This is a genomic window from Pedobacter sp. JY14-1, assembly GCF_029269825.1.
In the GTDB taxonomy this organism is placed as follows: Bacteria; Bacteroidota; Bacteroidia; order Sphingobacteriales; family Sphingobacteriaceae; genus Pedobacter.
In genome coordinates this window covers 546,135-571,779 of the sequence record NZ_JARJHU010000001.1, presented here as the reverse complement: position 1 = coordinate 571,779, position 25,645 = coordinate 546,135, and the positions used below count along the sequence as shown (strand labels likewise).

22 protein-coding genes are annotated in these 25,645 nt (G+C 46.2%); 19 read left to right on the top strand and 3 right to left on the bottom strand.

Going from position 1 to position 25,645, the window contains the following annotated elements:
• Nucleotides 1-27: 27 nt before the first annotated feature.
• From P2W84_RS02495 to P2W84_RS02445, 11 genes are all read left to right on the top strand, one after another.
• Nucleotides 28-1,827 carry a DUF4983 domain-containing protein gene (locus P2W84_RS02495; RefSeq protein WP_276088521.1) on the top strand — a complete coding sequence of 600 codons (1,800 nt, stop codon included), beginning with the start codon at nt 28-30 and terminating at the stop codon, nt 1,825-1,827.
• 74 nt (nt 1,828-1,901) lie between these two features.
• Nucleotides 1,902-3,731 carry a carbohydrate-binding protein gene (locus P2W84_RS02490; protein WP_276088520.1) on the top strand — a complete coding sequence of 610 codons (1,830 nt, stop codon included), beginning with the start codon at nt 1,902-1,904 and terminating at the stop codon, nt 3,729-3,731.
• Between the two features lie 35 nt (nt 3,732-3,766).
• Nucleotides 3,767-4,786 carry a PKD domain-containing protein gene (locus P2W84_RS02485; RefSeq protein ID WP_276088519.1) on the top strand — a complete coding sequence of 340 codons (1,020 nt, stop codon included), beginning with the start codon at nt 3,767-3,769 and terminating at the stop codon, nt 4,784-4,786.
• Nucleotides 4,787-5,040: 254 nt separating this feature from the next.
• On the top strand, nt 5,041-6,048 hold the full coding sequence (locus P2W84_RS02480) for a PKD domain-containing protein (RefSeq protein ID WP_276088518.1): 1,008 nt from the start codon (nt 5,041-5,043) through the stop codon (nt 6,046-6,048).
• 295 nt (nt 6,049-6,343) lie between these two features.
• The gene (locus tag P2W84_RS02475; protein ID WP_276088517.1) at nt 6,344-7,351 is read left to right on the top strand and encodes a PKD domain-containing protein; all 1,008 of its coding nucleotides are present in this window, start codon (nt 6,344-6,346) and stop codon (nt 7,349-7,351) included.
• A 185-nt stretch (nt 7,352-7,536) separates the two neighbouring features.
• Entirely contained in the window at nt 7,537-8,643 is a 1,107-nt protein-coding gene (locus tag P2W84_RS02470; protein ID WP_276088516.1) for a DUF5013 domain-containing protein, read from the top strand.
• Between the two features lie 93 nt (nt 8,644-8,736).
• Nucleotides 8,737-11,193, top strand: a complete 2,457-nt coding sequence (locus P2W84_RS02465; protein WP_276088515.1) for a glutaminase family protein — start codon at nt 8,737-8,739, stop codon at nt 11,191-11,193.
• Between the two features lie 513 nt (nt 11,194-11,706).
• A complete protein-coding gene (locus P2W84_RS02460) occupies nt 11,707-12,795 on the top strand; it encodes a TlpA disulfide reductase family protein (protein ID WP_276088514.1) in 1,089 nt (362 codons plus the stop codon).
• Nucleotides 12,792-12,992 (top strand): hypothetical protein, encoded by a 201-nt coding sequence (locus P2W84_RS02455; protein ID WP_276088513.1) that lies wholly within the window; start codon nt 12,792-12,794, stop codon nt 12,990-12,992. Before P2W84_RS02460 ends, P2W84_RS02455 begins: the two co-directional genes overlap by 4 nt.
• Nucleotides 12,993-13,081: 89 nt before the next feature.
• Nucleotides 13,082-13,513 (top strand): hypothetical protein, encoded by a 432-nt coding sequence (locus P2W84_RS02450; protein ID WP_276088512.1) that lies wholly within the window; start codon nt 13,082-13,084, stop codon nt 13,511-13,513.
• Complete coding sequence (locus tag P2W84_RS02445; protein ID WP_276088511.1) at nt 13,507-13,896, top strand: hypothetical protein; 390 nt, start codon at nt 13,507-13,509, stop codon at nt 13,894-13,896. The genes P2W84_RS02450 and P2W84_RS02445 overlap by 7 nt, the downstream gene beginning before the upstream one ends.
• Here P2W84_RS02445 and P2W84_RS02440 read toward each other — a convergent pair.
• Together P2W84_RS02440 and P2W84_RS02435 are read right to left on the bottom strand one after the other, a co-directional pair.
• On the bottom strand, nt 13,862-14,167 hold the full coding sequence (locus P2W84_RS02440; RefSeq protein WP_276088510.1) for a hypothetical protein: 306 nt from the start codon (nt 14,165-14,167) through the stop codon (nt 13,862-13,864). The two genes, P2W84_RS02445 and P2W84_RS02440, sit on opposite strands and share 35 nt — an antisense overlap.
• A 29-nt stretch (nt 14,168-14,196) precedes the next feature.
• Entirely contained in the window at nt 14,197-14,913 is a 717-nt protein-coding gene (locus tag P2W84_RS02435) for a pirin family protein (RefSeq protein WP_276088509.1), read from the bottom strand.
• Between the two features lie 202 nt (nt 14,914-15,115).
• On the opposite strand from P2W84_RS02435, the gene P2W84_RS02430 reads away from it, so the two are divergent.
• The 6 genes from P2W84_RS02430 to P2W84_RS02405 all read left to right on the top strand — a co-directional run bounded on the left by P2W84_RS02430 (nt 15,116) and on the right by P2W84_RS02405 (nt 23,068).
• The gene (locus P2W84_RS02430; protein ID WP_276088508.1) at nt 15,116-15,718 is read left to right on the top strand and encodes a sterol desaturase family protein; all 603 of its coding nucleotides are present in this window, start codon (nt 15,116-15,118) and stop codon (nt 15,716-15,718) included.
• A gap of 118 nt (nt 15,719-15,836) precedes the next feature.
• Nucleotides 15,837-18,161, top strand: coding sequence for a PSD1 and planctomycete cytochrome C domain-containing protein (locus P2W84_RS02425; RefSeq protein WP_276088507.1), 2,325 nt, complete (start codon nt 15,837-15,839; stop codon nt 18,159-18,161).
• A 2-nt stretch (nt 18,162-18,163) separates the two neighbouring features.
• Entirely contained in the window at nt 18,164-19,612 is a 1,449-nt protein-coding gene (locus P2W84_RS02420; protein ID WP_276088506.1) for a DUF1501 domain-containing protein, read from the top strand.
• 8 nt (nt 19,613-19,620) lie between these two features.
• On the top strand, nt 19,621-20,646 hold the full coding sequence (locus P2W84_RS02415; RefSeq protein ID WP_276088505.1) for a hypothetical protein: 1,026 nt from the start codon (nt 19,621-19,623) through the stop codon (nt 20,644-20,646).
• Between the two features lie 8 nt (nt 20,647-20,654).
• Entirely contained in the window at nt 20,655-22,814 is a 2,160-nt protein-coding gene (locus P2W84_RS02410) for a c-type cytochrome domain-containing protein (protein WP_276088504.1), read from the top strand.
• A 77-nt stretch (nt 22,815-22,891) separates the two neighbouring features.
• Nucleotides 22,892-23,068, top strand: a complete 177-nt coding sequence (locus P2W84_RS02405) for a DUF6496 domain-containing protein (RefSeq protein ID WP_202907764.1) — start codon at nt 22,892-22,894, stop codon at nt 23,066-23,068.
• An 8-nt stretch (nt 23,069-23,076) separates the two neighbouring features.
• Here P2W84_RS02405 and P2W84_RS02400 read toward each other — a convergent pair whose 3' ends face one another.
• On the bottom strand, nt 23,077-23,211 hold the full coding sequence (locus P2W84_RS02400) for a hypothetical protein (protein ID WP_276088503.1): 135 nt from the start codon (nt 23,209-23,211) through the stop codon (nt 23,077-23,079).
• A 95-nt stretch (nt 23,212-23,306) separates the two neighbouring features.
• Between P2W84_RS02400 and P2W84_RS02395 the strand changes: the two genes are divergently transcribed.
• Together P2W84_RS02395 and P2W84_RS02390 are read left to right on the top strand one after the other, a co-directional pair.
• Nucleotides 23,307-24,557 (top strand): MFS transporter, encoded by a 1,251-nt coding sequence (locus P2W84_RS02395; RefSeq protein WP_276088502.1) that lies wholly within the window; start codon nt 23,307-23,309, stop codon nt 24,555-24,557.
• 4 nt (nt 24,558-24,561) lie between these two features.
• Entirely contained in the window at nt 24,562-25,575 is a 1,014-nt protein-coding gene (locus P2W84_RS02390) for a hypothetical protein (protein ID WP_276088501.1), read from the top strand.
• The last annotated feature ends 70 nt before the right edge of the window (nt 25,576-25,645 follow it).

Genomic DNA, 25,645 nt, shown 5'->3' with positions numbered 1-25,645 from the left:
AACGTGATGAAAATTAAACTAAGAAGTATGAAAAAAATTAGCGGCCCGTCCTACATCGGGATGGCTATGCTAGCATTGTCGGTCATGCTGTCCAGCTGTAATAAGGGATTCGACAAAATGATACCCGATTCGCCGGAAAATACGAATGATGTAAATTATAAGGCGCCTAAAGTACTTTATATCATTGCAGACGGGGCAAGGGGAACTGCGGTTAGGGATGCAGACATTCCTAATATGAAGTCTTTACTGGCCAATTCTATCTATACCTGGACTTCGCTTGCTGATACCATCAAGAACAGCGCAACCAACTGGGCAGATATGATGACTGGTGTAAGAAAGGACAAGCATGATGTAACCAGCGATGACTTTGCAGGAAACGACCTGGCAAACTATCCTGTGATCTTCAAACGCATCAAGGAGGTGAACAAGAATATGCGGATCGCGGCTTTTGCTACTTCTGCAGAATTCAAGAATAACCTGACTACAGATGCCGATGTTTCTGAAGTATATGCCAACGATGACCAGTTAAAGACCAATATGGTCAACTTCCTTAAGGCTGACACAGCAAGTATCGTAGTTGGTCAGTTTTCCGGAATTGAGAATGCAGGAAGGGCTGCGGGAGTCTGGGATAATTCAGCCCCCGGTTACAAGACAGCTATTGCCGACTTTGACACCAGGGTAGGTGAACTGATCACAGCGGTAAAGACGCGTCCTACTTACAATAAAGAGAACTGGATGATTATTATCACTTCAAGCCATGGTGGAAAGTATAAACTTCCGCCGTCTGAAGATGACAAGACGCTGTTCAGCAATACTTATGCAAATACATTTACCATTTTCAATGCATTGAGCTATAAGCAGACATTTGTCGGAAAGCCTTTCCTGGGTAATTTTTACACTGGATCTGCCGTTAGGTTCAAGGGCGATCCTGAAAAAGTCAACGGTGTTGTCAGTGCAGACAAATCAGTGCAGTTCAATTTTGGTAAAGACCAGGATTTTACGGTATCAATTAAAATTAAGAAAGGCAGTCCGAAGAATACAAGCAGCGGTCAGTACTGGTATCAGTGGCCATCTGTCGTAGGTAAACGTACAAACGTAGGCTGGGGTGGAAGCAATGCTCCTGGAAACCCTGGTTGGGATATATGTCTGTTCTACAACCGCTGGAGACTGATGCAGCAGGGCGGACAGGATAATATCAATGGACAGGAGATCCCTGGACTGGATTTCAGTGGCGATACCTGGCATGACCTGTGTTTCGTTATCGAGAAGAAGGCTGACGGCAGACGTTATGCGAGGTTGTATACTGACGGCGTTAAAGGTACTACAGGATCTGGTAGCGGAGACAACAACAACATCAGTAAAAATGACTGGCAGCTCCCTGGCATACCAAACTTCGACAACAATGCGCCAATGCGTGTAGGTTTTGCTCCGGGAGAGATTGATGGTGACAAAGGATATATCAATGTTCAGCTTGCCGAACTGAGGATATGGAAGAAGGCCTTATCGGAAGACGTGATCCAGCGTTATGCCTGTGAGCCATCTATTGACGAAACGCACCCGGACTGGAACTACCTGTTAGGATACTGGCCAATGACTGAAGGTTCAGGAAATGTCATGAAGGATTTGGGACCATTTGAAGCTGATTTTACGTTGCAGGGAACTTATCAGTGGGAGACGTTTTCGGATCTTATCTGTTCTCCGAGCAATAACAACCTGAATACACTTGTTCCTAAAAACTCAGACGTTCCAACACAGATACTGAGCTGGTTTAATATCGCCCGCCAGGCTTCGTGGGGATTGGACGGACGTGTCTGGATTTCTAACTAATCCTATTTTAAGATACTGAAGGGGCTTATTATACCGCCCCTTCAGTAATACGATCATTTATAAACTTTGTGAAGATGAAAAAAATATTTACCTACTCGGGATTTTGCGCTCTGGCGCTGCTGACCTCAGTTCTGGTTTCATGCGAGAAGGAAAAACTTTCGGATGTGATTGTGAACGAGGAAGGGTCAAAGGTAGCACTGGAACTTCCGGCAAAGATCGAGGTATCGAATGGCGGAAATTTTTCGCTGGATAACAGTGAGCTGACTTTACCACTGACCATTAATTTTAACGGTGCTTCCTCAAAAGCTTTTACCGTAAAAACGGTTATCAATACAGATACAGTAGCTACGCTGATCGCAAACAAGGAATTACCGGAAGGCACTGTAGCTTTAGAACAGGGCAAATTTTCTATCCCTCCGGAAGTGAACATTGCTTTTGGTGTCAAAAGTGTAGGTTTGAATCTTGTGCTCAGCAGAAGTTACCTGGAGCTGAACTATGGAAAGGACATCGCTTTTGCAATTCAACTGGATGATCCGTCAAAAGGCAATTCAATTGCTGCAGGTAAGAGGTCTACTATCGTGGTGATCAAGACTGGTGCAGTAATAGAAGCTTCGAAGGTTCACTATGTGAGGTTCAGCAATACCACGCCGAGTTTGAATTTTCCTTTATCTCCTACCAACCTTGGTTATGAAAAGGGATCTCTGAATATCAGTATGCCAGTTGAGCTTACGCTAACAGGTGAAGCTGGCGCAGGCTTTATCGTAGATCTGGTCAGGGACCAGAACGTGATCAATACTGCAATTGCTGCCGGCGAGGTTCCTGCTGATGTCATAAAGCTTGATGATGCAAACTGGTCTACATCTGTATCCAGGGTTCAGTTTGAAGCTGGCAAGAACACGGTCAAGTTCAATGTAGACCTGCGTTTAATGGCTTCTATAGGTTTCCTGAAACCGATCGCGATGGGTATCAGGCTGAGTAATCCTACGAAGTGGCAGCTTGCAAAATCAAATACTACATTGGTGGTGATTTTTGATCCGGCCCACCTTGGAAGGAAACCATTTAACGGTACGCCATTCATCATCAAAGGCGGAATGTATGAGGTTTCTAACCTGATCCCGGCTTCTAACTATGACTTCGGTGGTGAGGGCGTTGCTTATCACGATAATGGAGGAAGAGACGGTGGACAGTTCAGAAGGCCAGACCAGGTAGATATCGGTGACAACAACATCGTTGTCGGATGGACGGCAGCTGGTGAATGGCTTTCTTATACTGTTGACGTACAGGAGGAAGGTGATTATGAGTTTAACGCAATGCTGGGCAGTGATAATGCCAATGGTACTTACAGCCTCTTTACTGGCAACACTGCGTTAACAGGCTTGTTGAAATCCAGAAATACTGGTGGTTACGGAAATCAGCAAATTCATGGAAGTATAGTCCACTTGAAAAAGGGCCCGCAGGTTTTACGCTTCTATATGGATAATGGCGCTTATGATCTTCAAGGTATGATCTTTACCCGGTTGGATAAGTGGTGGGACGGTATTTATACCATGAACGGTACAATTACAAGAAACAGCGCCACCGGACCAGATACCAATTTGGGCGGTACATTAACTAACAGGACTATGATTATGAGTAGTTTTGGCAAGGATCAGGTTTCATTTATGCCGATCTGGAGAGACGGTTCCCTGGTAGGTGCTATTGATAATACTTACCTCACTGTCGATCGCAATACGAATCAGGTCACTGTAAAGAGCTTAGGTAATGCTACTCTGAAAAATACGCCTGGCAAGGAAAACAAGTGGGATCCGGCTACGCAAACCTTTACCTTGAACTTTACCTGGGGCGATGCACCAAATACAAGGGAGGTGTCAGTAACGATGAAATATGGAGGACCTAGACAGTAAATCAATTAAATAAGTACAACTTAAAAATTAAAGCTATGAAAATGTTATATAAGCCAATGTCATTCCTCGTCGCTGTTTTTGTACTGTCTTCTTGTTCCAAGAACAAGAATGGAGTAGAGGTTATTGAAGATATGAAGCGTCCTTTTGTTGATTATCAGATCGTTAACGGAGACGACCCGTTTACATTTGACTTTTCGAATAAGTCTTCTAATTATAAGTCATTGCTCTGGAGATTTGGTGACGACAGTGTTTCTACAGAAGTGGCTGCTAAACATGTCTATATGACGACAGGAAAATTTGATGTGAGCCTCACCGCTACATCTGAGAGCGGAGCTACAGCCAGAAAACTGCTGACGATCAATATCGATCCGGATAGCGTGATCAAACTGAGTGCTCCTGCTACCACTGTACCTAACCAGGTGAAGTTCAATATTGAAAGTAAAGCAAATATCGCATCTGCACTGTGGACCTTTGAGGACAAGTCAACTTCTACAGATTTGTCTCCGGTGAAGACCTATAGGGAAGGCACATTAAATCCACTTTCCCTGAAGGCCGTCACCAATAAAGGGTCGGTAATTAACCTTAGCAAGTATGCAACAACTGCAGGTATTGTATCTAATGTAACCAATAAGGTGTCGATGTCGGTTTCAAGCGATAACGGTGGAGGTAAGAATGCAAATGAAGGATCATTGAAACTGCTGGACGGCGATGTAAATACAAAAATGTACCAGGGATGGCCTGGTACATTTACCGCAACCTTTACATTCGCTTCTGCTCAGACGATTAAGTTTTATGGTATCGGTTCTGCAAACGATTCACCAACCCGTGATCCTAAGGTATGGACGCTGGAAGGTTCAAATGATGGAAACAATTGGGAAGTACTTGACACCAGAAACCTGGATAGGAATTTCTACGATCAGGCGGGTTCGAAGTACAAACAAATGTTCTATTTTGCAGTTGCGACGCCAAAGTCTTTCCCGATGTACAGATGGAAGGTGACAGCTAACTTTGGAAGCAGCGGTTTTCAGTTATCGGAATTCCAGTTGTTCAGATAGTACATATGTCTTCTTAAAAAAAGGGGTAACTGCTTTGCAGTTACCCCTTTTTTTATACCGCCGCTCGCATACATTTTGTAATATACGTGTCATTTATCTTAGTGTAAAAAGAACAATAAGTCCCTGAACTATGATGTTTCCAAATATCTTCTATTTTTGTTGCTAAATCGATATAACTAATTGTATTCGCTGTTTTTCAGCGAGCTTGTATCGGAAGACCAGACTAACTGACTTACACAACATAAAAAACCACAATGAAACAACTATTCAAACTACTTACACTGCTTACCATTAGCTTATCGGTAACGTCCTGTTCAAATTCCGGCAATGTCATCGACGAACAGACAGAGGATGTTAAAAGACCTTTTGTTGATTTTGAAATGCAGCCGACTGATGACCCGTTTACATTTAACGTCATCAGCAAGGCGCAAAACTATGAAAAACTGGAATGGCGGTTTGGTGACGACAGTCTGGGCACAGACACGACAAAAACGCATATGTACGCCGTTCCGGGCATTTACGAAGTTACCCTTACCGCTATTGCTGAGTCCGGAGCTACAGCTAAGAAGCTTATTGCGGTAAAAATCCATCCGGACAGTGTCGTAAAGGTAAGTGCAGTGAAAACTGCAACGCCAAATGAAGTAATGTTCAGTATTGACTCCAAAGCGGAGATCGGTTCTGTGGAATGGACACTGGATGCACAGACAAAACCGACAACACTCAATCCGGTCAAAACTTATAAACAGGGGACGTTAAACGCATTTTCACTTAAACTGGTTACGCGTAAGGGGGCTGTGGTGAACGTGGATAAATTTGTAACTACGGAAGGTGTCGTCTCCAATGTCACCAATCAGGTATCTCTTAGTGTGTCGGCGGACAATAGCGGCGGAAAGAATGCCAATGAAGGTTCACTGAAATTAATCGATGCCGATACCGAAACTAAAATGTATACGCCATGGCCAGGTACTTACTGGGCACAATTTACTTTTCCGGGACCAACGTCGATCAAGTTTTACGGTATAGGATCTGCAAATGATGCACCGACCAGGGACCCAAAGGACTGGACACTTCAGGGATCTAATGACGGACTGACCTGGGAAATTTTAGATGCGAGGACTGGAAATACATTCAATGGCGTTTATAAGACCATGTTTTACTTTGCCGTTCAGAATCCTAAACCCTTTCTGTATTACCGCTGGAATGTAACCGCCAATAACGGGAGTACGGGTTTCCAGTTTTCTGAATTCAGATTGTTTAAATAATTGCTGAGATCTTTCGTGAAAAGGGGTACTAATCAGACCCCTTTTTATGCGTTCTAACCATGTAAAGCCGTTGGTCCTATATGTTTTTGTAAAAAATATAATACAAATGGCGATTTATGGTAACATTAAGCGTACAAATTTCTCTTACCCGGTAGCGTTCCTTTTTTTTGCACTATTAAAACGTTTCAGCAATCGCATTGTTGTGTAAAAACATCAGTGATTTGCCCTGGTTAATGGGATAGCCGGGCTACGCTAACAGGAGAGGTTAATTATTTACAACGCAAATATAAGCTTAATGAAAACTCTATTTAAACCATTGGTAGCGCTGCTTTTTGCAGCATCAATTGTGTCTTGTTCCAATTCAGATCAGGTAGTGGACGAACAGATTGTCGAAGGTGACAGGCCCTTTGCCGATTTTGAGATTGTCCCTACGGAAGATCCCTTTACGTTTAACTTCATCAATAAGGCGGAGAATTACAAAACTCTCGAGTGGAGATTTGGCGACGACAGTCTTGGAACTGATACCACCAAAAGCCATCTCTATATGGTCCCTGGTAATTATGAAGTGTCAATGACTGCGATCTCTGAAACCGGATCAACGGCGAAGAAGGTATTGCTCGTTAAGATCGATCCGGATAGCGTAGCGCAGATCATTGCGGATAAGACCGGCACTCAGAACGAAGTGAAGTTTAAGATCAACACCAAGGCTGACATCGCGTCGGTATTATGGAAGTTTGACGGAGGATCGCAGTCTACGGAAATGGAACCTGAGCAGACCTATGCGCAAGGTACGCTGAACCCGCTTTCACTGACACTGACTACTAAGAAGGGGGCTGTGCTGACACTTGATAAATTTGCCACTACCGAAGGAGTAGTATCAAATGTGACCAATAAAGTGTCTTTGAATGTTTCCGCTGACAACGGTGGCGGTGCGGCAGCTAATGAAGGTTCGCTGAAGATCATTGATAATGATGTAGAAACAAAGTTGTATATGGGCTGGCCAGGGTCATTCTGGGCTCAGTTTTCATTTCAGGCCCCTACAGCGATTAAATTTTATGGAATAGGTTCTGCGAATGACTACGGTACGCGTGGTCCGAAAGACTGGACACTGGAAGGTTCTAATGATGGTACAAGCTGGGAGGTTGTAGATACCAGAAGCGGGGTTTCCTTCGGAGATGTGTTCAAAACCATGTTCTACTATCCGGTAGCTAATCCTAAGCCTTTCCTATATTACAGATGGAATGTTTCTGCTAATAATGGAGATGGTGGCTTCCAGATCTCTGAATTCAGGCTTTACAAGTAATATAATTGTTACATAACAATATAGGACTTTTTTTCCTATATTAGGATTATGTTTGAGTTAGAAAAGATGGTATGTAGGTACCATCTTTTCTGTGTAAGTACAAAACCTGATTGGAGTGGATATAGCGTGAAGGTGGAGGGTTTGACTGTGAACCTTGAATTAACTAAAACCAAATATATATCCATATGAAAAAAGCAGTCAGACCATTAATGGTTTTGTTTTGTGCTTGTGTATTATTAGCGTGCTCAAACAGTAACAGCGTTATCGAGGAACAGACAGAAAACCCGGACAGGCCTTTCGCAGACTACGAAGTAGTGCCTGGAGATGATCCGTTTACTTTTACTTTCAAAAACAAATCAACCAAATTTAAGTCTTTGGAATGGCGTTTCGGCGATGACAGTCTATCCGTCGAAGATTCTCCTTCGCATGTTTACGCGAAAAACGGTAAGTATGAAGTGAGCCTGAAGGCAACTGCTCCAGACGGTTCTACCGCGAAAAAACTGATCGTCGTTGACATAGATCCTACCAAATTCCTGAAAATAACTGCGAAAGCGGAAGGTGACCACGTGAAGTTTGGTGTCGAGGCTACCTCCGGAACCATAGTTTCCGCAAAATGGGATTTCGGGGATGACGATGATTCCGATGAGCTTTCCCCTTCGCACAAATATCCTGCAGGAGATCTGTTTACTACAAAAGTAACCGTCACCACCAACAAGGGATCGGTTGCAGAAACAAATATGCTGGTTTCAAGTGATGGCGGACTGATTGATGTCACTAATGATTTCCTTTTAAACACCGGACCTAAATTCAGGGCATCAGAGCGTTTCGGCTCCAGGTGGGGAGTAGTCGCAGACTGGAGAGTAAACGCAGCAGTAAGGCAACGTGACGGCGGTATGGGTGGCTGGGATGAATGGGAAGGGAACAGTATGTCTATGGAGTCATGGGGCGGTGAACCCGATATCATCAACGGAAAGATACAACAGACTACTTTGGAAGCCCTTCCTGCCGGTCAATATTTTTATCAGATGATCTTTCATGATTTTCAGGTCAAAAACCTGTTGTATAACGTAATTTCCAAAGCAGATGAGCTTCCTGATGTGGATAAGGTTGAACAGACTAATCCAGATGTTCTTGGCTGGACTAAGTTTTCCGGAAACGGACCGTTAAAGCAAACGACACCATTTAATCTGAATGAACAGCATAAGGTAACCATAGGTTTTGTCAGTACCTTTACTGATTCGGATCAGAACTTTAAGCTTACACAGGTCAGATTGTATCAGCTGGCCAAATAGAAATTTGTTTTCCTTATCTTTAGCTAATAAAGCCCGGCTGCCTTTAGGCAGCCGGGCTTTTAACGATATAACCTGATAAAATCAATACGGATGATGAGAAGATCATTACTTACTTTCCTGACCTTCCTGACCGCAGGATATGCGATAGCCCAGGAGAAAAAAGCGCCTGCTTATCCTTTAATCACTCACGACAGTTATTTCAGTATCTGGTCCAATACGGATGAGCTGAACCAATCTGTTACCCATCACTGGACAGGTGCAGACCAGTCATTGTTGGGCGTAGTGAAGGTAGACGGTAAATCTTACCGTTTTCTGGGGGCAACCGAGCAAAAGTACCAGAATATACTGGCTGCTTCGGATGATCAGCCTTATCACTTTAAATACACAGAGGAAAGCCCCGTTGAGGGCTGGAACAAGCTTTCCTTTGACGATAGCAAATGGAAATCAGGAGCCGCACCTTTCGGGGATGCAGAACATTTTGCCAAAACTGAGTGGAAGAGTAAAAACCTTTGGGTCAGACGTTCCTTTAATTTGCCCCGTAGCCCGAAGGACCTCTTTGTGAAGCTAAACCACGATGATAATGTGGAGGTTTACCTGAACGGCATGCTGGTATACGAGTATGAAGGCTGGACAAATAATAAGTTTAACTACATTCCCGTAAAGGCAGAAGTACTGAAAAGCCTTAAAAAAACGGGTAATGTGCTGGCCATTCATGTGATCAATACCGCCGGAGGGCAGGGGCTGGATGCAGGTTTGGTTACCACCGCACCTTCTTTGGATAAGATTGCCTTAGCTGAACAGAAAAGTGTGAACATTACGTCCACCCAAACACAATATGAATTTAAGGCCGGAGCAATAGATCTGTCCCTGACTTTTACCTCACCTTTATTACTGGATGATCTGCATCTGGTAAGCCGGCCCGTTTCTTATATCACTTACAAGGTAAAGGCCAGCGACAAAAAAGTACACGAGGTAGAGGTGTTGTTCAATGCATCAACCAATATTGCCGTAAATATACCTTCCCAGGAAGTACGGGCAGAGAGCAGCAACTTTGGGCCCCTTTCAATCCTTAAGGCAGGTACGACTCAACAACCTGTGTTGCAGAAAAAGGGAGATGACCTGAGAATAGACTGGGGTTATATGTATGTGGCGACTCCAACGAGCAATGGCGCAACGCAATATGTGGTGCCATTGAAGAATGCCATTGCAGATTTCAACAGCCCTGCTAAGATCAAACGTCCAACCGCGTTGACAGGCACCAAGCTCTCCCTGAGCACCGTAATGAGGTTTGGTAAAGTTGGCAGCAGCCCGAAACAACAGTTTGTGATGCTGGGCTATGACGATCTGGAATCGGTACAGTTTTTCGGCCAGAATCTGAAGGCTTACTGGAACTCAGACGGAACGAAATCCTTTAATGATGAATTGGTGGCTTCTGCTTCGGAGTATGCACAGATGATGTCCAGGTGTAATGCATTTGATGCCAGTATGTATCAGAAAGCATTGTCTTCAGGCGGTGAAAAATATGCAAAGCTTTGTGTACTTGCTTACCGGCAGGCCATCTCGGCCCATAAGCTGGTAAAGAGTCCACAGGGTGAACTGTTGTTCATGTCAAAGGAAAACTTCAGCAATGGTTCCATTTATACAGTCGACGTAACTTACCCTTCAGCGCCATTATTCCTGGCTTACAACCCCGAACTGGTAAAAGGGCTGCTCAATGGCATCTTTTACTACAGCGAAAGCGGAAAATGGAAAAAGCCTTTTGCCGCACATGACCTTGGTACTTACCCATTGGCCAACGGTCAGACCTATGGTGAAGATATGCCGGTAGAGGAATCGGGCAATATGTTGATCCTCACCGCTGCTTTGGCCCGCGCTGAGGGTAATGCCGATTATGCGCGCAAGCACTGGAAGACGCTGGGTGTATGGGCAGATTACCTGAGCAAAGAAGGCTTCGACCCGGGCAACCAGTTGTGCACCGATGACTTTGCCGGCCACTTGGCCAGGAACGCGAACTTATCCGTGAAGGCCATTGTTGCCTTAGGCGCTTACGGCAACCTGGCGATGCAGCTGGGCGAGGCGGCGGAAGCAAAGAAATACACGGAGATGGCGAAATCGATGGCATTGAAGTGGATGGAGATGGCAAAGGACGGTGATCATTATGCGCTGACATTTGATAAAAAAGGCACTTGGAGCCAGAAGTATAACCTGGTTTGGGACAAGCTTTTGAAGCTAAACCTGTTTCCGAAAGAAGTATATGAGACAGAGATCAAATATTATCTGACCAAACAACAGCCTTTCGGGTTGCCACTCGACAGCAGAAAAACTTATACCAAATCTGACTGGATCATCTGGACTTCTGTTTTGGCAGACAAGGATGCAGATTTCCAGGCATTGATTGATCCTGTATATAAATTCGCGACCGAGACGCCTTCCCGCGTTCCGCTGAGTGACTGGCACGAGACGACCAATGGTAAAATGGTCGGATTCCAGGCGAGGAGTGTGGTAGGTGGGTATTTTATCAAGATGCTGGAGCAGCTCTGGCTTAAGTAGTCAGGCGCGCTGGCTGGAGGTGCTTTGACTCCGGCCAGTTCACGTTTTTTTTAGACAATCTATTATCGGCCACTGTTACCAGCAATACTGGGGAAACTCCAGAACTGGTTCGGGGCAGCTTCGGAAAAGAGTACCTGTTTTCCGAAGCTGCTATAAAGTTGGGCCGGATTTACCGCGTTTCTGCCTGGAACGATGACTGTGCAGAACCCGAGTAGTGCAGAACGCTGTCCCCAGGTGTACGACTTATGGTCGATATATCCTTCTTGTAAACGTATTTGCGAATACTGATCACTATTAATATATTAGAGTAAGTTTCAGAATAGATAATTGAATCTGCGTTCTGCAGCAATAAAAAAACGCCTCAATGAATCTTGTAGCTTGATTTACGGTAACCATCCTGTATATATTTTGCAGTTTTGATGTCAAAGGTCAGGAAATAGCGATAATTATATCGCAACCGTTTCTATCAAATTTGATTAGTAGTAAATTGTGGTTTACTAATGAATAAAAAATATGAACCCTGTTAATGTATCTTTAAAAACAGCATTTCTTTTCACGGTTATCTTTAATATAAATGGAATGGCGCAGTTCAAGTATAAGATTTCGGCGACATTCGGATCGGTCCCCAATGGAACGATGCTATACTTATATAGCCCTCTGGACGGTAAGAATATAGATTCTTGCGTGTATAATAATGGCCTTATGATTGAAGGAAAGTCTAACGATATTTTGGAATGCTTTATCAGGGATATTAAATATAGGATTAAGGCGGAAATTATTCTTGAGCCCGGAAAAATTGAAGTTGCTGGTGGAAAAAGCAGTCGGGACTTCACTGTAAAAGGGGGAAAGCAGAACAAGTACTTTTCAACCATCCGTTCATACACTTCAGCCGCTGATCAGAACAGGAAAGATGTGCTGATGAAAATTCGGGACTCGCTATATCGACTTGGTGACCATCGAGGTGAGTCATACAATGATGCTGTGAATGACATAAATGACAGTATTCAACTTAGGGTCGACTCGTTTGAACTGAAACACCCCGACAGCTATAGTCTGTTACAAAATGCATGGTCGAAAAGGTTTGCATCCCGGGAAGTGATGGCTGCTAAATTTGCACAAGTTGCACCAGAGCTAAGGCGACACAGATTGGCGGGATATATTAAGGAATTTCTAGAATCTTATGACATCAAATCTGTTTCTGAGATTAGACAACAGGATACAGCTGGAGTCCAACACACCATAAAATTTCCTGGAAAGGATTATATCTTGCTAGACATCTGGGCGAGTTGGTGTGGCCCTTGCCGGCAAAATGCGGGAAAGCTAAAGACCCTTTCTGAACGATATAGGATGGTTAACTTCAAGATCGTGAGCATTTCATTTGATGATGATCTTGGAAAATGGAAAACAGCCATGAAAGAGGACGGTATCAATTGGTTAAGCTTGTGTGATCTGAAAGGAGGAAATAACGAATATGGATTCAAATACGGCATTCGCAGCATACCTGTTTACATGTTAATCTCGCCGGACGGGACAATTTTATTTAAGAAAGTAAATGAAATAGCGTCTGTTGAAGAGGAGTTGAAAACAGTATTTGGAAAATGAATTCAATCAGAACTTTAATAGGCACCTTGAGATTTCAGCTGCTGACACTATTGGTTTTTATTATGTTTTCCCTAAGGGCCCAACCATTTCTGGATATTAATCTCAACATCGGTGATCCGGCACCACCTTTAAAAATAAAAGAGTGGGTCAAGGGAGAAGCCGTGCAACGATTTGAAAAAGATAAAATTTATGTTTAGAGTTTTGGGCAACCTGGTGTATTCCTTGTATGGTTTCTATGAGTCACTTATCCAGGCTGGTTCCAAAATACCAGGATAGTGTTACCTTCATGGCTATCGATGTTTATGAGAAAGGAAAGGTTCCGGTTGCAAAGATTAGACAGCTGGTTGACAGCATGGGAAACCGGATGGATTTTCGGGTGGGTATTGAGGAAGATCGCTTTATGTCTAAAAACTGGCTAGATACATCCGGGGCCAGAGTAATACCAACTACATTTATTATAAACAATGGCAAAATTGACTGGATTGGTCATCCAAAATATTTGGACAGCGTTTTAACAAAGATTTTAAGTAAAAACTGGAGTCCTGAGTTCGCGCGGTTGAAACGTAACCACCAGCAATATTTAAAGTATTTAGAGTATACTGGGTCGCAGGAATTGACAAAAAGGATAAGCAGGTATGCAATAAATATCGCTGGTAACACTTATGAGCGCGTACAGGTCACACCAGATTCCGTGCTAATGGTATTGATGAGATGGTGAAACACATCCCTGATTTAAAGTATACCCCGGTTTTTGTCGCATTTACATTTCATGCGTTGTTAGAAACGGACATGCAAAAAGCCTATAACTTCGCAAGAGAAACAATGAATGCTCCTGTGTGGTACGATGATCCACCTTACAGTGTCCTGATGCAGGCTATAGAAGATAATGCCGAAAAATTGCGGCTTCCTGAAATCATTTACAGGCTAGGCGCGGAATGCTATCAGGCACTGATCGATAGAAATCCTTATCCGGAATATGGAGATATACCTGGGCAATATAAAAAAATGGCAAATCTTTACAGACTCGCAGGGGATTTTGAAAAAGCATCTGAAGCGGAGCGGGCAATTATTTCACCCCCAGAGCCCCGTAAATCTCCGTAAACAGCAAGCCGCTGCCTCCTCCGTAATGATGTACTACGGGTACCTTTTTTCTTGACCTGGAAATAATCGATTCAAGTTCCTGTTCCTCAGTTTCAGAAAGGCCCGCACCAATTAGTACCAGGTCACAACTGGATGAAGTAAACGTGGTGATGGCCTGTTCAAGCGTGTTTGCACCTGTTCCGTGCAGAGACTCATTGGAATTGATCAGCCGGAGAATGGTGTTCAGGATTTCCGTGTGTGCGCAAACGATCAGTATTTCATGCTTCTTCATACCCTTAAGTTACGAAAAATAACATTCACTTAGAATTTCATGGGAACTTCCATCAGCAGGAGGTGTGCGCCAGGCGTAGCCTTGATCTTAATCTGTTCGGTCTCCCAGATACCAAGGCCATCACGTCTTTCCAGTGTTGTCCCCCTGACAACAGCAGATCCCTCAAGCACAAAAACGTAAAGCCCATGATCACTTTGTTTCAGTGTATGATCAATCACCGTATCCTGATCGAACTTTCCAATGTGAAACCAGGCATCCTGGTAGATCCAGACCCCGTCGTCATGCTGATCGGGAGACAAGATCTGTGTAAATTGATTGGGCTTGAGTAAGCCATCATATCTTAGCTGCTGGTACCTCGGTGTCACATTACGCTGGTTGGGGAACAGCCAGATCTGCAGAAACTGCACCGCCTCGCCGCGGTTTTTGTTGAACTCCTTATGATAAATCCCCGTACCGGCGCTCATTACCTGGATTTCTCCTGATTCGATGACGGCTACATTATCCATACTGTCTTCGTGCTGCAAAGCCCCTGAAAGTGGGATAGAAATAATTTCCATGTTGTCATGCGGATGTTCTCCGAACCCTTGTCCACCACTCACCCAGTCATCGTTTAAAACGCGGAGTGCGCCAAAATTGACCCGTTCGGGATTGTAGTTCATACCAAAACTAAAAGTATGGTAACTTTTCAACCAGCCGTGGTCGGAATGGTCTCTTGTTGCTGCGCGGTGTACTATCGTATGTGCCATGTTGCTGTCCTTTCAAATCAGATCTTATGTTTTTATTGTGAAACAAATTTAAGCGGGATATTTCCTGAAAATCTTACCATACGTTAAGAAATGAATTGCGGTACCAAAAGGAAAAAGCCTTAATTTTGTATTTGTTTATGACCACTGGAATTGCGCTGCACCGTAAATCCCTGCAGTTGCGAAGCACGTCAAACCTATTCATATGAAGAAGAACTACATATCCAATTCAAGGGAATCGACCAGGATGTTCAAAAGTCCTCTGCTGGAAGCGCTTTCCAAGGTGCCCTTTTTCGTGCCCCTGATCGTATATGTCCCAGTTGTCGGATATTTCGTCTGGCAGTCTGTAATACAGAACGGGTTTCTTTCTTTTGCCGGTCATTTGCTGATGGGGTTGTTCATCTGGACGTTGACGGAATATATCATGCACCGTTTTGTCTTTCACTTTTACCCTTCTTCTGACTGGGGCAAGCGCATCCATTTTATTTTTCACGGCGTGCACCATGATTATCCCAATGATGCACAGCGCCTGGTGATGCCGCCATCGGCCAGTATTCCACTGGCGCTTGCGTTTTACTTCCTCTTTAAATGGTTGATGGCACCTGCTATGCTGGACGGCTTCTTTGCCGGTTTCATGCTGGGTTATCTGTTTTATGACATGACGCATTATATGCTGCACCATGCAAATTTCAAAAGCGGACTGTGGAAAAAACTCAAACAACAGCATATGCTGCACCATTATTCAGATCCTACGACAAAATATGGGGTCACTTCAGACCTTTGGGATAAGATCTTCCGCACCCGTTAAAACAGGCGTTTGTCTGTTTGTATATACAAGTTTTGGTTTTTGCTTGTAATTGCCGGATGTTTATCTTAATTTAGGATAACGGATCTGATCCGTAGCACACAAACCAAATATTTACACTATGGACCGGAGGCTTGTATACCTGCTGCTGACGTTTTCTGTAATTGTGTACTTTATTCAGTCCTGTAGCAGTGAGAAAGCTAAGGAAACAACTGAAGAACAGTCGGTACCAGAAACCATCAGCTATAACTTTCATGTAAGACCTATATTGTCCGATAAGTGTTTTGTCTGTCACGGACCGGACGCCAACAAGCGTGAGGCCGGACTAAGGCTTGACATTGCGGAGGAAGCCTACAAGGCGTTGAAAGATAATCCTTCTGCTCATGCACTCGTACCTTTCAAACCCAATGCATCGGAAGTATTCCTGAGAATAACGGCCAAGGACTCCAATATGGTCATGCCGCCAAAAGCTTCTAATCTTAAACTGTCGTCTTATGAAGTGGCTGTGCTGGAGAAATGGATCAAACAGGGCGCTAAATATGAAAGGCATTGGGCGTTTGTAGCACCTCAACTGCCGGCCTTGCCCATAGTGAAGCAAAAGGCCTGGCCTAAGAATGAAATTGACCGTTTTGTGCTCCATAAAATGGAGGAAAGGCATCTGGCCCCTAACCCTGAGGCGGATAAGGAACGATTGCTGAAGCGGCTGAGCTTCGATCTGACCGGCCTGCCGCCCAGTCTGGCCATGATGGACGGATTTCTTTCAGATAAGAGCCATAATGCTTATGAAAAAGCAGTGGACCGTTTGCTGCAAAGCCCTAATTATGGGGAACGCATGGCGCTGCATTGGCTGGATGTGGCCAGGTATGCCGATTCACATGGTTATCAGGATGACAACTACCGCTCGCAATGGCCCTGGCGCGATTGGGTGATCCATGCCTTTAACGAAAATATGCCTTACGACCAGTTTATTACCTGGCAGCTTGCCGGCGACCTGATGCCGAATGCTACCAAGGAACAACTGCTGGCTACAGGGTTCAACCGCAATCACAAGATCACTGAAGAAGGCGGGGTAATAGACGAGGAATACCGGGTAGAATACGTCAGTGACCGTACTAATACGTTTGGCAAGGCCATGATCGGCGTAACGCTCGAATGTGCGCATTGTCATGATCATAAATACGATCCTTTTTCACAGAAGGAATATTACCAGGTATTCGCTTTCTTTAATAATGTGAAGGAAGTGGGGATTGAGTCTGTGGTCGGCGGACCGGAGACGTATGCCAAAAAGCCATTGATGGAAATCAGTAATGACGATGTAAAGAACATCCTCACCTTCATCAATAAACAGGACACCAACCGGCTGATCGTCTCTGTAATGGGCGACCAGGACACGGTCCGCAAAACTTACCTGCTGAACAGGGGCGCATATGACGCGCATGGTGAGGAAGTAACTGCAGGCACGCCGAAATCTGTACTGGCGTTTAGTAATAAATATCCTAAGAACAGGCTTGGACTTGCCCAGTGGCTGTTTGACCGCAGCAATCCACTCACCTCCAGGGTATTTGTGAACCGGGTATGGCAGGAGATCTTCGGAAGAGGTATTGTCAAGACATCCGGAGATTTTGGGATGCAGGGCGAACTGCCTACCCATCCCGAGCTGCTGGATTGGCTGGCAGTGGATTTTATGGACCACAAGTGGGACGTCAAGCGACTGGTCAAACAGATCGTCATGTCTGCAACTTACCGCCAGTCTGCGGTAACAAGCCAGGAGAAATTACAGGCCGATCCGGAGAATATATTGCTATCCAGATCTACGCGTTACCGCATGCCGGCGGAAATTGTGAAGGATATCGTCCTCTCCAGTAGTGGCCTGCTCAACAGGCAGATCGGTGGCCCGAGTGTCAAACCCTATCAGCCTCCTGGCTTATGGGAAGCCGCCAGTTCAGGCCGGGGTCAGCTGGCTACCTATATCCAGGACCATGGAGACAAGTTATACCGCAGGGGAATGTATACCCTGATCAAGAGAACGGTTCCGCCTCCGGTAATGGGTATCTTCGATGCGAGCAACCGTGACCAGTGTGAGGTGAAACGACTGAAGACCAATACGCCGTTACAAGCACTGGTGATGCTCAATGACCCGACTGTGCTGGAAGCATCGAGGGTACTGGCAGTGAATCTGCTTGCAGAAAAGGGTGATGCCAGCGCAAAGATCAGTAAGGCCTTCCGGCTTATTGTATGCCGCAGGCCAACAGCGCAGGAGCTCGGGATATTAAACAGTTATCATACCGATCAGCTGAAGATCTACCGGGACCAGAAACTGGCCGGAAAAGTACTGGCCGTAGGGGAGTACCCTATGCCTGATCAGCTGGATAGGACTTCGGCCGCCGCGATGATGGAGGTGGTCAGTGCCATTTATAACCTGGAAGAAACGATAACCCGATCGTAATTATGGATAAGGACATTTTAGAACACGGATTAACTTACAACAGAAGGCGTTTTCTATCCAGGCTAAGCCTTGGGCTGGGTAGTGTAGCCCTGGGCTCACTGATGATCCCGGATCTTTTTGGGAGCGCGTCTGCGGACGCACCCTTCACCCCGGGTATCCCAGACTTCGCGCCAAGGGCGAAAAGGGTGATCTATCTATTCCAGAATGGTGCGCCTTCTCAGCTGGAAAGCTTCGATTATAAACCCAAACTGCGGGAAATGGTGGGGCAGGAGCTACCGGCATCTGTCAGGGGCAACCAGCGGCTCACCGGTATGACTGCCGGTCAGAGTTCTTTTCCGCTGGTCGGTTCTTTTTACGACTTCAAACAATACGGAGAATCAAGGGCCTGGATCAGTGACCTTTTCCCCAACACCGCGAAGATTGTCGATGACATCTGCATCATCCGTTCGATGCATACCGAAGCCATCAACCATGATCCGGCACTGACCTTTTTCCAGACCGGTGCGCAGCAGGGCAACCGTCCAAGTATGGGCGCCTGGCTGAGTTACGGATTGGGTAGCGAGAACAAAAACCTTCCTGCCTTTACCGTACTGCTGTCGCGTGGTAAAGGCAATGGGCAGGGTGTATATTCCAAACTCTGGACCAACGGCTTTCTGGAATCCACTCACCAGGGCGTGCAGTTCAGTGCTAGTGAAGATCCGGTACTTTACCTGAAGGATCCGGAGGGCATGAACCGTTTTGAGCGCCGCAAGATGCTGGACAAGCTTGCCGAATTGAACAATCTCTCGTACCAGGAGTTCGGTGATCCCGAGATCAATGCCAAAATACAGCAGTATGAAATGGCCTACCGGATGCAGACGGCGGTACCTGAGATTACTGATGTATCCAAGGAGCCCGACGACATTATCAAGATGTACGGACCGGACTGCCTGGTACCGGGAACTTTCGCCGCTAATTGCCTGCTGGCGCGGAAGCTGAGTGAAAACGGGGTGCGCTTCGTGCAGCTTTACCACCAGGGTTGGGACCAGCATGGCAACCTTCCAAATGAAATGGCGGGACAGGCCAGAGACGTGGACCAGGCATCGGCGGCACTCATTACCGATCTGAAGCAGCGCGGCCTGCTCGATGAGACGCTGGTGATCTGGGGCGGAGAGTTCGGACGCACCAATTACAGCCAGGGTAATTTCAACAAGGACAATTATGGCCGTGACCACCATCCGCGCTGTTTCAGCATCTGGATGGCGGGCGGCGGGGTTAAGCCGGGAGTCTATGGCGAAACCGATGACTTTGGTTATAACATCGTCAAAGATCCGGTACATGTACACGACTTTCAGGCTACAGTACTGCACCTGATGGGGCTGAACCACGAGAAACTGATCTTCAAGCACCTGGGGAGACGCTACCGGCTTACAGACGTCTCCGGAAAAGTAATCAACGATATCATTGCGTAACCACCACTATGGAAAGAAGAACCTTTATCAAACAGACTGCCGTTTTTTCGGCATCATTTTTTATCGCCAAAGACATGCTGGCCAAACCCAAGGGTCCGTTGTATGGCCATAACCAGATGCGTTTTGCAATGGATGACAAGTGGGGACAGCTGAATCCCGCAGTGAATCCAGTCAATGACTGCCACGAAATGGTACAGGATGCCAAAGGCCGTATCATCCTGCTGACCAACGAGACTAAAAACAATGTACTGATCTACAATAAATCCGGAAAACTCCTGAGTTCATGGGGACATGAATTCCCCGGTGCACATGGCCTGACGCTTGCGAAGGAAAACGGGAAAGAATATCTGTTCATTACCGATACCAACCGTCACCAGGTCTATAAGACCACCCTTGACGGAAAAATACTCATGACCATAGATTGTCCTATGGAAACAGGATTGTATAAAAAGACTGAAGAATTCGTGCCCACAGAGACGGCAGTAGCTGATGACGGGAGCTTTTTTATCGCGGACGGTTACGGTCAGCAGTATGTTTTCCATTATGATGCCAATGGTAAGCTCCTGAGTCATTTCGGAGGACGGGGTACTGAACTCAAAAACCTGGACAATGCCCACGGTGTCTGCATCGATAAACGCAAGGGAAAGCCGACACTCCTGGTAACTGACCGTACACGAAACTGTTTTAAACGCTTTGATCTGAATGGTCAATTGCTGGAAGTGATCGCGCTGCCCGGTGCCTGCGTATGCCGCCCGGTGATCCATAAAGACCATCTGTACGCAGCGGTACTCCGTTCACCTGACCTGGGTAAGGAAAACAGTGGTTTTGTGACCATCCTGGATAAAAACAATAAGGTTGTATCCAATATCGGGGGAACAGCGCCTGTATATAAAGATGGCGTTCTTCAACCCATGGCGCAGGCTGAGGCGATCTTTAAAAACCCGCATGATGTCTGCGTGGACGATGATGGTAACCTCTATGTAGCGCAGTGGGCCTCCGGAAAAGTATATCCCTATAAATTTACGCGTGCCTGATCCTGGTTATGAAGATCAATCTGAAAGGTCTCGCGGAAAACCTGCTTTTCACGCTGGATGTTTTCCTGCTTTTTCTATTGTTTTTTGGCAGTAAGGTCAGTATACCTGTATGGCTCCAGCCTCTGGGCCGGATGCACCCTATGTTGCTGCACTTTCCCATCACCTTGCTCATGCTGGCGGTGCTGCTGGAATTTTTCCGGTTCCGGGCTACCTATGCAAAGGAAACTTTGTATCTGAATTTCACCACCGGTTTGCTGCTTACCGGTAGTCTGCTGGCCGCAGTTACGGCCATTATGGGCATATTTCTGTCCAGGGAACCTGCCTACGGGGGAAATATGCTCGGCTGGCACAAATGGACCGGCGCAGGCGTCGTATTTGCTGCATCGCTGATTTACTGGTCGAGGGAAAAGTCCTGGTACAAAGCACCGCTGGCCGGAACAGGCGCTTTGATCGTCGTACTCGGGCTGATCTTCGCCGGCCATTATGGTGCGGTGCTGACGCATGGAGAGAACTTTGTCATGGAACCCATCAGTAAGACCGCAGCCGGGTCAAAGGTTCCGCTGGAAGACGCCAGGGTTTTTGAAGATGTGGTGATGCCCATCTTTTCGCAGAAATGTCTGAACTGCCACAATCCGGACAAGGCGAAGGGCGGCCTGGTGATGTCTGATTTTGCCGGCCTGAACAAAGGGGGAAAGACAGGAAAGCTGTTCGTAGCGGGTAAGCCCGAAATCAGTCTTTTATTACAACGCCTGCATCTGCCTGAAGATGATAAAAAGCATATGCCACCAAAAGATCAGACTCAATTGACTGCAGGTGAGATGGACATCCTTTACCACTGGGTAAAGCAAAATGCGGTGACGGATAAAAAAGTTGCCGATCTTCCGGCAGATGATTCCCTTAGGATGGTATCTGCGGTCTATCTTGCTCCTGCAGAAGTGCCTGATGAGGACTATGACTTTGGCGCTGCAGATGAGGACGACATCCGGAAACTCAGCAATAATTACCGGGTCATTTACCCGCTGGCCAGGAATTCACCGGCCCTGCTGGTTAATTTTTATAATAAGGCAAATTTCAAGCCGGAACTGCTGAAGGAATTGGAGCCACTGAAGAAACAGATCATCGCATTGAACCTGAGCAGTATGCCTTTAAAGGATGCAGACCTGAAGCTGATCTCCGGTTTCAGGAACCTGAGAAAGCTCAGCCTAAATTATTCTGATCTCGAAGGCCCCGGATTGCAGGAACTTACGGGGCTGGAACACCTGCACAGCCTTTCCCTTTCCGGTACCGGAGTGAGTGCGAAGGCTGTCCATGACTTTCTGAAAAAAAGCATGGTAAAGCATCTGGCCCTATGGAATACCCCGGTTAAGGATAAGCAACTGCAGCAATTGCAAAGAGACAACCGTCAGGTGAGGATTGAAGGTGGCTTCCGGGATGAAGGAAAGCCCATCAAACTGAACCAACCTAAACTGAATGCAGAAGGAAGCCTGTACAGCAAACCCTTCCGGCTGGAAGCTACCCACCCGGTCAGAGGAGTGTCCATACGTTATACCCTGGACGGTTCGCAACCTGATAGCCTGAATTCTGCTTTATATACGGCACCGATCCCGGTCGGCGAGGACATTGTCTTTACGGCTCGCGCCTATAAAAAGGGTTGGACGGCAAGTGATCCGCTGGTACTTCCGTTATACAGAAACAGCCATAAGGCCGATAGTGCTGTGCATGTGCAGGGGCCAAGGCCTGACCTCAACGGAGGTGGCCCACCTGCGCTCATTGACGGCCGCTTCGGCAGCCTGAATATTTATAATGGGTTCTGGATCGGTTATGTAGATAATCCTATGGAATCTTTGCTGTTCTACAAACAGCCGGTTGAAGTGAGCTCGGTGGGGATTAATGTAGTGAGCCAGGTAAAGAATGCATTTTTCCCGCCACTGTCATTTGAAGTATGGGGCGGTCCGGATAAGCAGCACCTGCGCATGCTGGGTGTTGTGAGGTCTGGTGCCTTCCGGCAGGATGATCCTGAAAAGATCTATAATATAGTGGTCCGCTTTAAGCCTGTCAGGCTATCCTGCATCAGGGTAGTGGCCCGTAACCTGAAGAAAATCCCGTCCTGGTATCCCGATCAGAAGATGAAACCTATTATGTTTGTCGATGAAGTGCTGGTCAATTAAGTGGCAGTATTCTTTTCAGAAGACGAGAACTTTCCCCTTTGGCAAATGTTCTGTCTCTGGAACTAAATCAGAAACCTATGGCAAAGTATTCAAAGAAGGCAGGCGAGAAGGTCGAAGAGACCATGCATGAAATGAAAGAGGGTAAGCTGAAGTCTGGAAGCGGAAAGAAAGTAACCTCTAAAAAGCAGGCTGTGGCCATTGGACTTTCGGAAGCGCGCAAGGAAGGAGCGAAGGTCCCTAAAAAGAAATCCTGAACGGTTGTTCAGGATTTCTTTTTACTGGTGCTCACTTTTTTCGCATCCTTGGCCGAAGTTGCGTTTTCAGGTTCGGCGCCTTTCGGTTTTTTGATATCCTTGGTTTCTTCCTTTGCCACTTTTGTTTTTCGTTCAGTGCTCATAGACGTTAAAATTTATAGTGTACTTATAAAAACAACACATATACGCTATAGTTCATGAAAAGGATAATTAAATTTGCTGCCCTCAACCATCCATCATGCAGACACCTGAAACCCAGACTACCCAGCCTTTCACAGGCTACCAGAAACTGGTCATCGTTATCCTCGCCTTTCTCCAGTTTACCATCGTACTGGATTTTATGATTCTTGCCCCCCTGGGAGATTTCCTGATGAAATCCCTGTCTATAAGTCCGAAAGGCTTTGGTGTGGTGGTTTCTTCATACGCGTTCAGTGCCGGTGCTTCGGGTATTCTGGCGGCGGGCTTTGCCGATAAATTTGACCGTAAGAAATTGCTTCTGTTTTTTTATTCGGGATTTATCCTGGGAACACTTTGTTGTGCCCTGGCCGGCAGCTACTGGATGTTGCTTGGCGCCCGCATTGTAACCGGGCTTTTCGGAGGAGTGATCGGTGCGATTACGCTGACGATCATGACAGATCTCTTTGAGGTCAATCAGCGTGGCAGGGTGATGGGCTTTGTCCAGATGGCTCTTGCCGGGAGCCAGATACTGGGTATCCCTATCGGCCTTTACCTGGCCAATCACTGGGGCTGGCATTCCACCTTCCTGATGATTGTCGTACTGGCTTCACTGATCGCACTAGTCATTGTGTTCCGGATCAGGCCTATCCGGCAGCACCTTGCCCTTCAGTCTGATAAGAACCCTTTTCTGCACCTCTGGCATGCCGTTATTAATCCCGGTTACCAGACTGGTTTCCTGGCTACCGCATTTCTGAGTGTGGGCGGTTACATGCTGATGCCCTTCAGCAGCGCCTACCTGATCAATAACATTGGCATATCCGCAGAACAATTGCCGATGGTCTTTATGTTTACCGGTATCGCATCTATCGTCGCTATGCCACTGATCGGTAAACTCAGTGACCGTATGGACAAATTCCTGCTGTTCAGCGCCGGTTGTATCCTGGCTACGGTTATGGTACTGATCTATACCAATCTCGGCACGACGCCGCTGTGGCAGGTGGTTGTCATTAATATGGTAATGTTCATGGGTATCATGAGCCGTTTCATTCCGGCTACCGCGCTTACCATGAGCATCCCTGAGATGAAAGACCGCGGTGCTTTTATGAGTGTGAATTCTTCCCTGCAGCAAATGGCAGGAGGCATTGCGGCACTTTGCGCCGGACTGATCGTCACCCAGTCCTCCAAGACCAGCCCATTGGAACATTATGATATTCTGGGCATTGTCGTCTCTGTTATTATGATGTTCAGTATCTTTCTGGTCTACAGGGTAAGCAGGCTGGTAATGCAAAAACAACAGAATATAAACTCCTAAATCTATGCGCACGAAACTCTGTTTCACCATTTATGTGTGTTTACTTTCCCTGGGCGGCCTTAAGGCACAGCAGCTGGAAGGAAACCTTAATCTTCATTCATTTGCCGATAACCGCGAATACGCCCAGTCGGGCAGATTCTCCCAGACCATTTTCGGGCTCAGGTTTTCTCCCGAGATCGGCCTGCTGCTCGACAGTACACACCGGCTCAGGATAGGACTGAATGCGTTGCACGAATTCGGGTCCCCGAAATTTGTACAGAAAGTTGACCCGGTAGCTTATTACCAGTTTACCAAGCCAAACTGGGATTTCTTCATGGGAATGTTTCCAAGACACCAGCTGATTGATGATTATCCGCGTGCGCTGCTTAAGGATACGTTTAACTATTACCGGCCGAATGTGGAGGGGATGTTACTTCGGTATCAGAATGAGCACTGGAAACAGACCTTCTGGATCGACTGGACGAGCAGGCAAACGGCTACAGACCGGGAGAACTTTATTTTCGGTCTTTCGGGAAGCTATAAGACCGGGGTGTTTTTCGTGTCGCACTATGCGATGATGCTGCACAATGCAGGGCCCGCCGTACCTATCCCTGACGACCACGTGCAGGACAACGGTGCTGCAATTGTCAAAGCTGGCGTAGACCTTTCGCATCGTACTTTCCTGGACTCGCTGACCATCAATGCAGGCGGGATGATGTCCTTTGAGCGCACCCGCAGTCTTGGAGGCTGGCAAACGCCTAAGGGTGCATTATTTGAGTTCCTGCTGGAATATCGCCGTGTGGGAATTATCAACTCTTTCTATACCGGGCAGGGGCACCAGTTGATCTATGGTGACCAGTTTTACACTGCCAAAACGTATAACCGTACTGATCTTACCTGGAGGCCAAGGATTTACAGGAATATTGAAGGGCAGTTTACCTTGTCTTTTCATTTCCTTGACGGTGTGATTGACAACCAGCAGGCTTTCGGCATCCGCTACAATATTGCAGGTAGTAAAAGCCTGCGCAGAAGTGATTGAGAGGAAACTCTTTCTGATTACTGTAATTAACGGCAAAAGCTGTATCTTTTGTCGTTAATTAACAGGTCAA

Bases quoted from the DNA above. Each gene is read 5' to 3' on its own strand.
- P2W84_RS02480 (WP_276088518.1), top strand. From the start codon at position 5,041: ATGAAACAACTATTCAAACTACTTACACTGCTTACCATTAGCTTATCG.
- P2W84_RS02420 (WP_276088506.1), top strand. From the start codon at position 18,164: ATGGATAAGGACATTTTAGAACACGGATTAACTTACAACAGAAGGCGT.
- P2W84_RS02470 (WP_276088516.1), top strand. From the start codon at position 7,537: ATGAAAAAAGCAGTCAGACCATTAATGGTTTTGTTTTGTGCTTGTGTA.
- P2W84_RS02490 (WP_276088520.1), top strand. From the start codon at position 1,902: ATGAAAAAAATATTTACCTACTCGGGATTTTGCGCTCTGGCGCTGCTG.
- P2W84_RS02455 (WP_276088513.1), top strand. From the start codon at position 12,792: ATGAATTCAATCAGAACTTTAATAGGCACCTTGAGATTTCAGCTGCTG.
- P2W84_RS02410 (WP_276088504.1), top strand. From the start codon at position 20,655: ATGAAGATCAATCTGAAAGGTCTCGCGGAAAACCTGCTTTTCACGCTG.
- P2W84_RS02475 (WP_276088517.1), top strand. From the start codon at position 6,344: ATGAAAACTCTATTTAAACCATTGGTAGCGCTGCTTTTTGCAGCATCA.
- P2W84_RS02440 (WP_276088510.1), bottom strand. From the start codon at position 14,167: ATGAAGAAGCATGAAATACTGATCGTTTGCGCACACACGGAAATCCTG.
- P2W84_RS02405 (WP_202907764.1), top strand. From the start codon at position 22,892: ATGGCAAAGTATTCAAAGAAGGCAGGCGAGAAGGTCGAAGAGACCATG.
- P2W84_RS02430 (WP_276088508.1), top strand. From the start codon at position 15,116: ATGAAGAAGAACTACATATCCAATTCAAGGGAATCGACCAGGATGTTC.
- P2W84_RS02415 (WP_276088505.1), top strand. From the start codon at position 19,621: ATGGAAAGAAGAACCTTTATCAAACAGACTGCCGTTTTTTCGGCATCA.
- P2W84_RS02435 (WP_276088509.1), bottom strand. From the start codon at position 14,913: ATGGCACATACGATAGTACACCGCGCAGCAACAAGAGACCATTCCGAC.
- P2W84_RS02495 (WP_276088521.1), top strand. From the start codon at position 28: ATGAAAAAAATTAGCGGCCCGTCCTACATCGGGATGGCTATGCTAGCA.
- P2W84_RS02485 (WP_276088519.1), top strand. From the start codon at position 3,767: ATGAAAATGTTATATAAGCCAATGTCATTCCTCGTCGCTGTTTTTGTA.
- P2W84_RS02450 (WP_276088512.1), top strand. From the start codon at position 13,082: ATGGCTATCGATGTTTATGAGAAAGGAAAGGTTCCGGTTGCAAAGATT.
- P2W84_RS02460 (WP_276088514.1), top strand. From the start codon at position 11,707: ATGAACCCTGTTAATGTATCTTTAAAAACAGCATTTCTTTTCACGGTT.
- P2W84_RS02395 (WP_276088502.1), top strand. From the start codon at position 23,307: ATGCAGACACCTGAAACCCAGACTACCCAGCCTTTCACAGGCTACCAG.
- P2W84_RS02465 (WP_276088515.1), top strand. From the start codon at position 8,737: ATGAGAAGATCATTACTTACTTTCCTGACCTTCCTGACCGCAGGATAT.
- P2W84_RS02390 (WP_276088501.1), top strand. From the start codon at position 24,562: ATGCGCACGAAACTCTGTTTCACCATTTATGTGTGTTTACTTTCCCTG.
- P2W84_RS02400 (WP_276088503.1), bottom strand. From the start codon at position 23,211: ATGAGCACTGAACGAAAAACAAAAGTGGCAAAGGAAGAAACCAAGGAT.
- P2W84_RS02425 (WP_276088507.1), top strand. From the start codon at position 15,837: ATGGACCGGAGGCTTGTATACCTGCTGCTGACGTTTTCTGTAATTGTG.
- P2W84_RS02445 (WP_276088511.1), top strand. From the start codon at position 13,507: ATGGTGAAACACATCCCTGATTTAAAGTATACCCCGGTTTTTGTCGCA.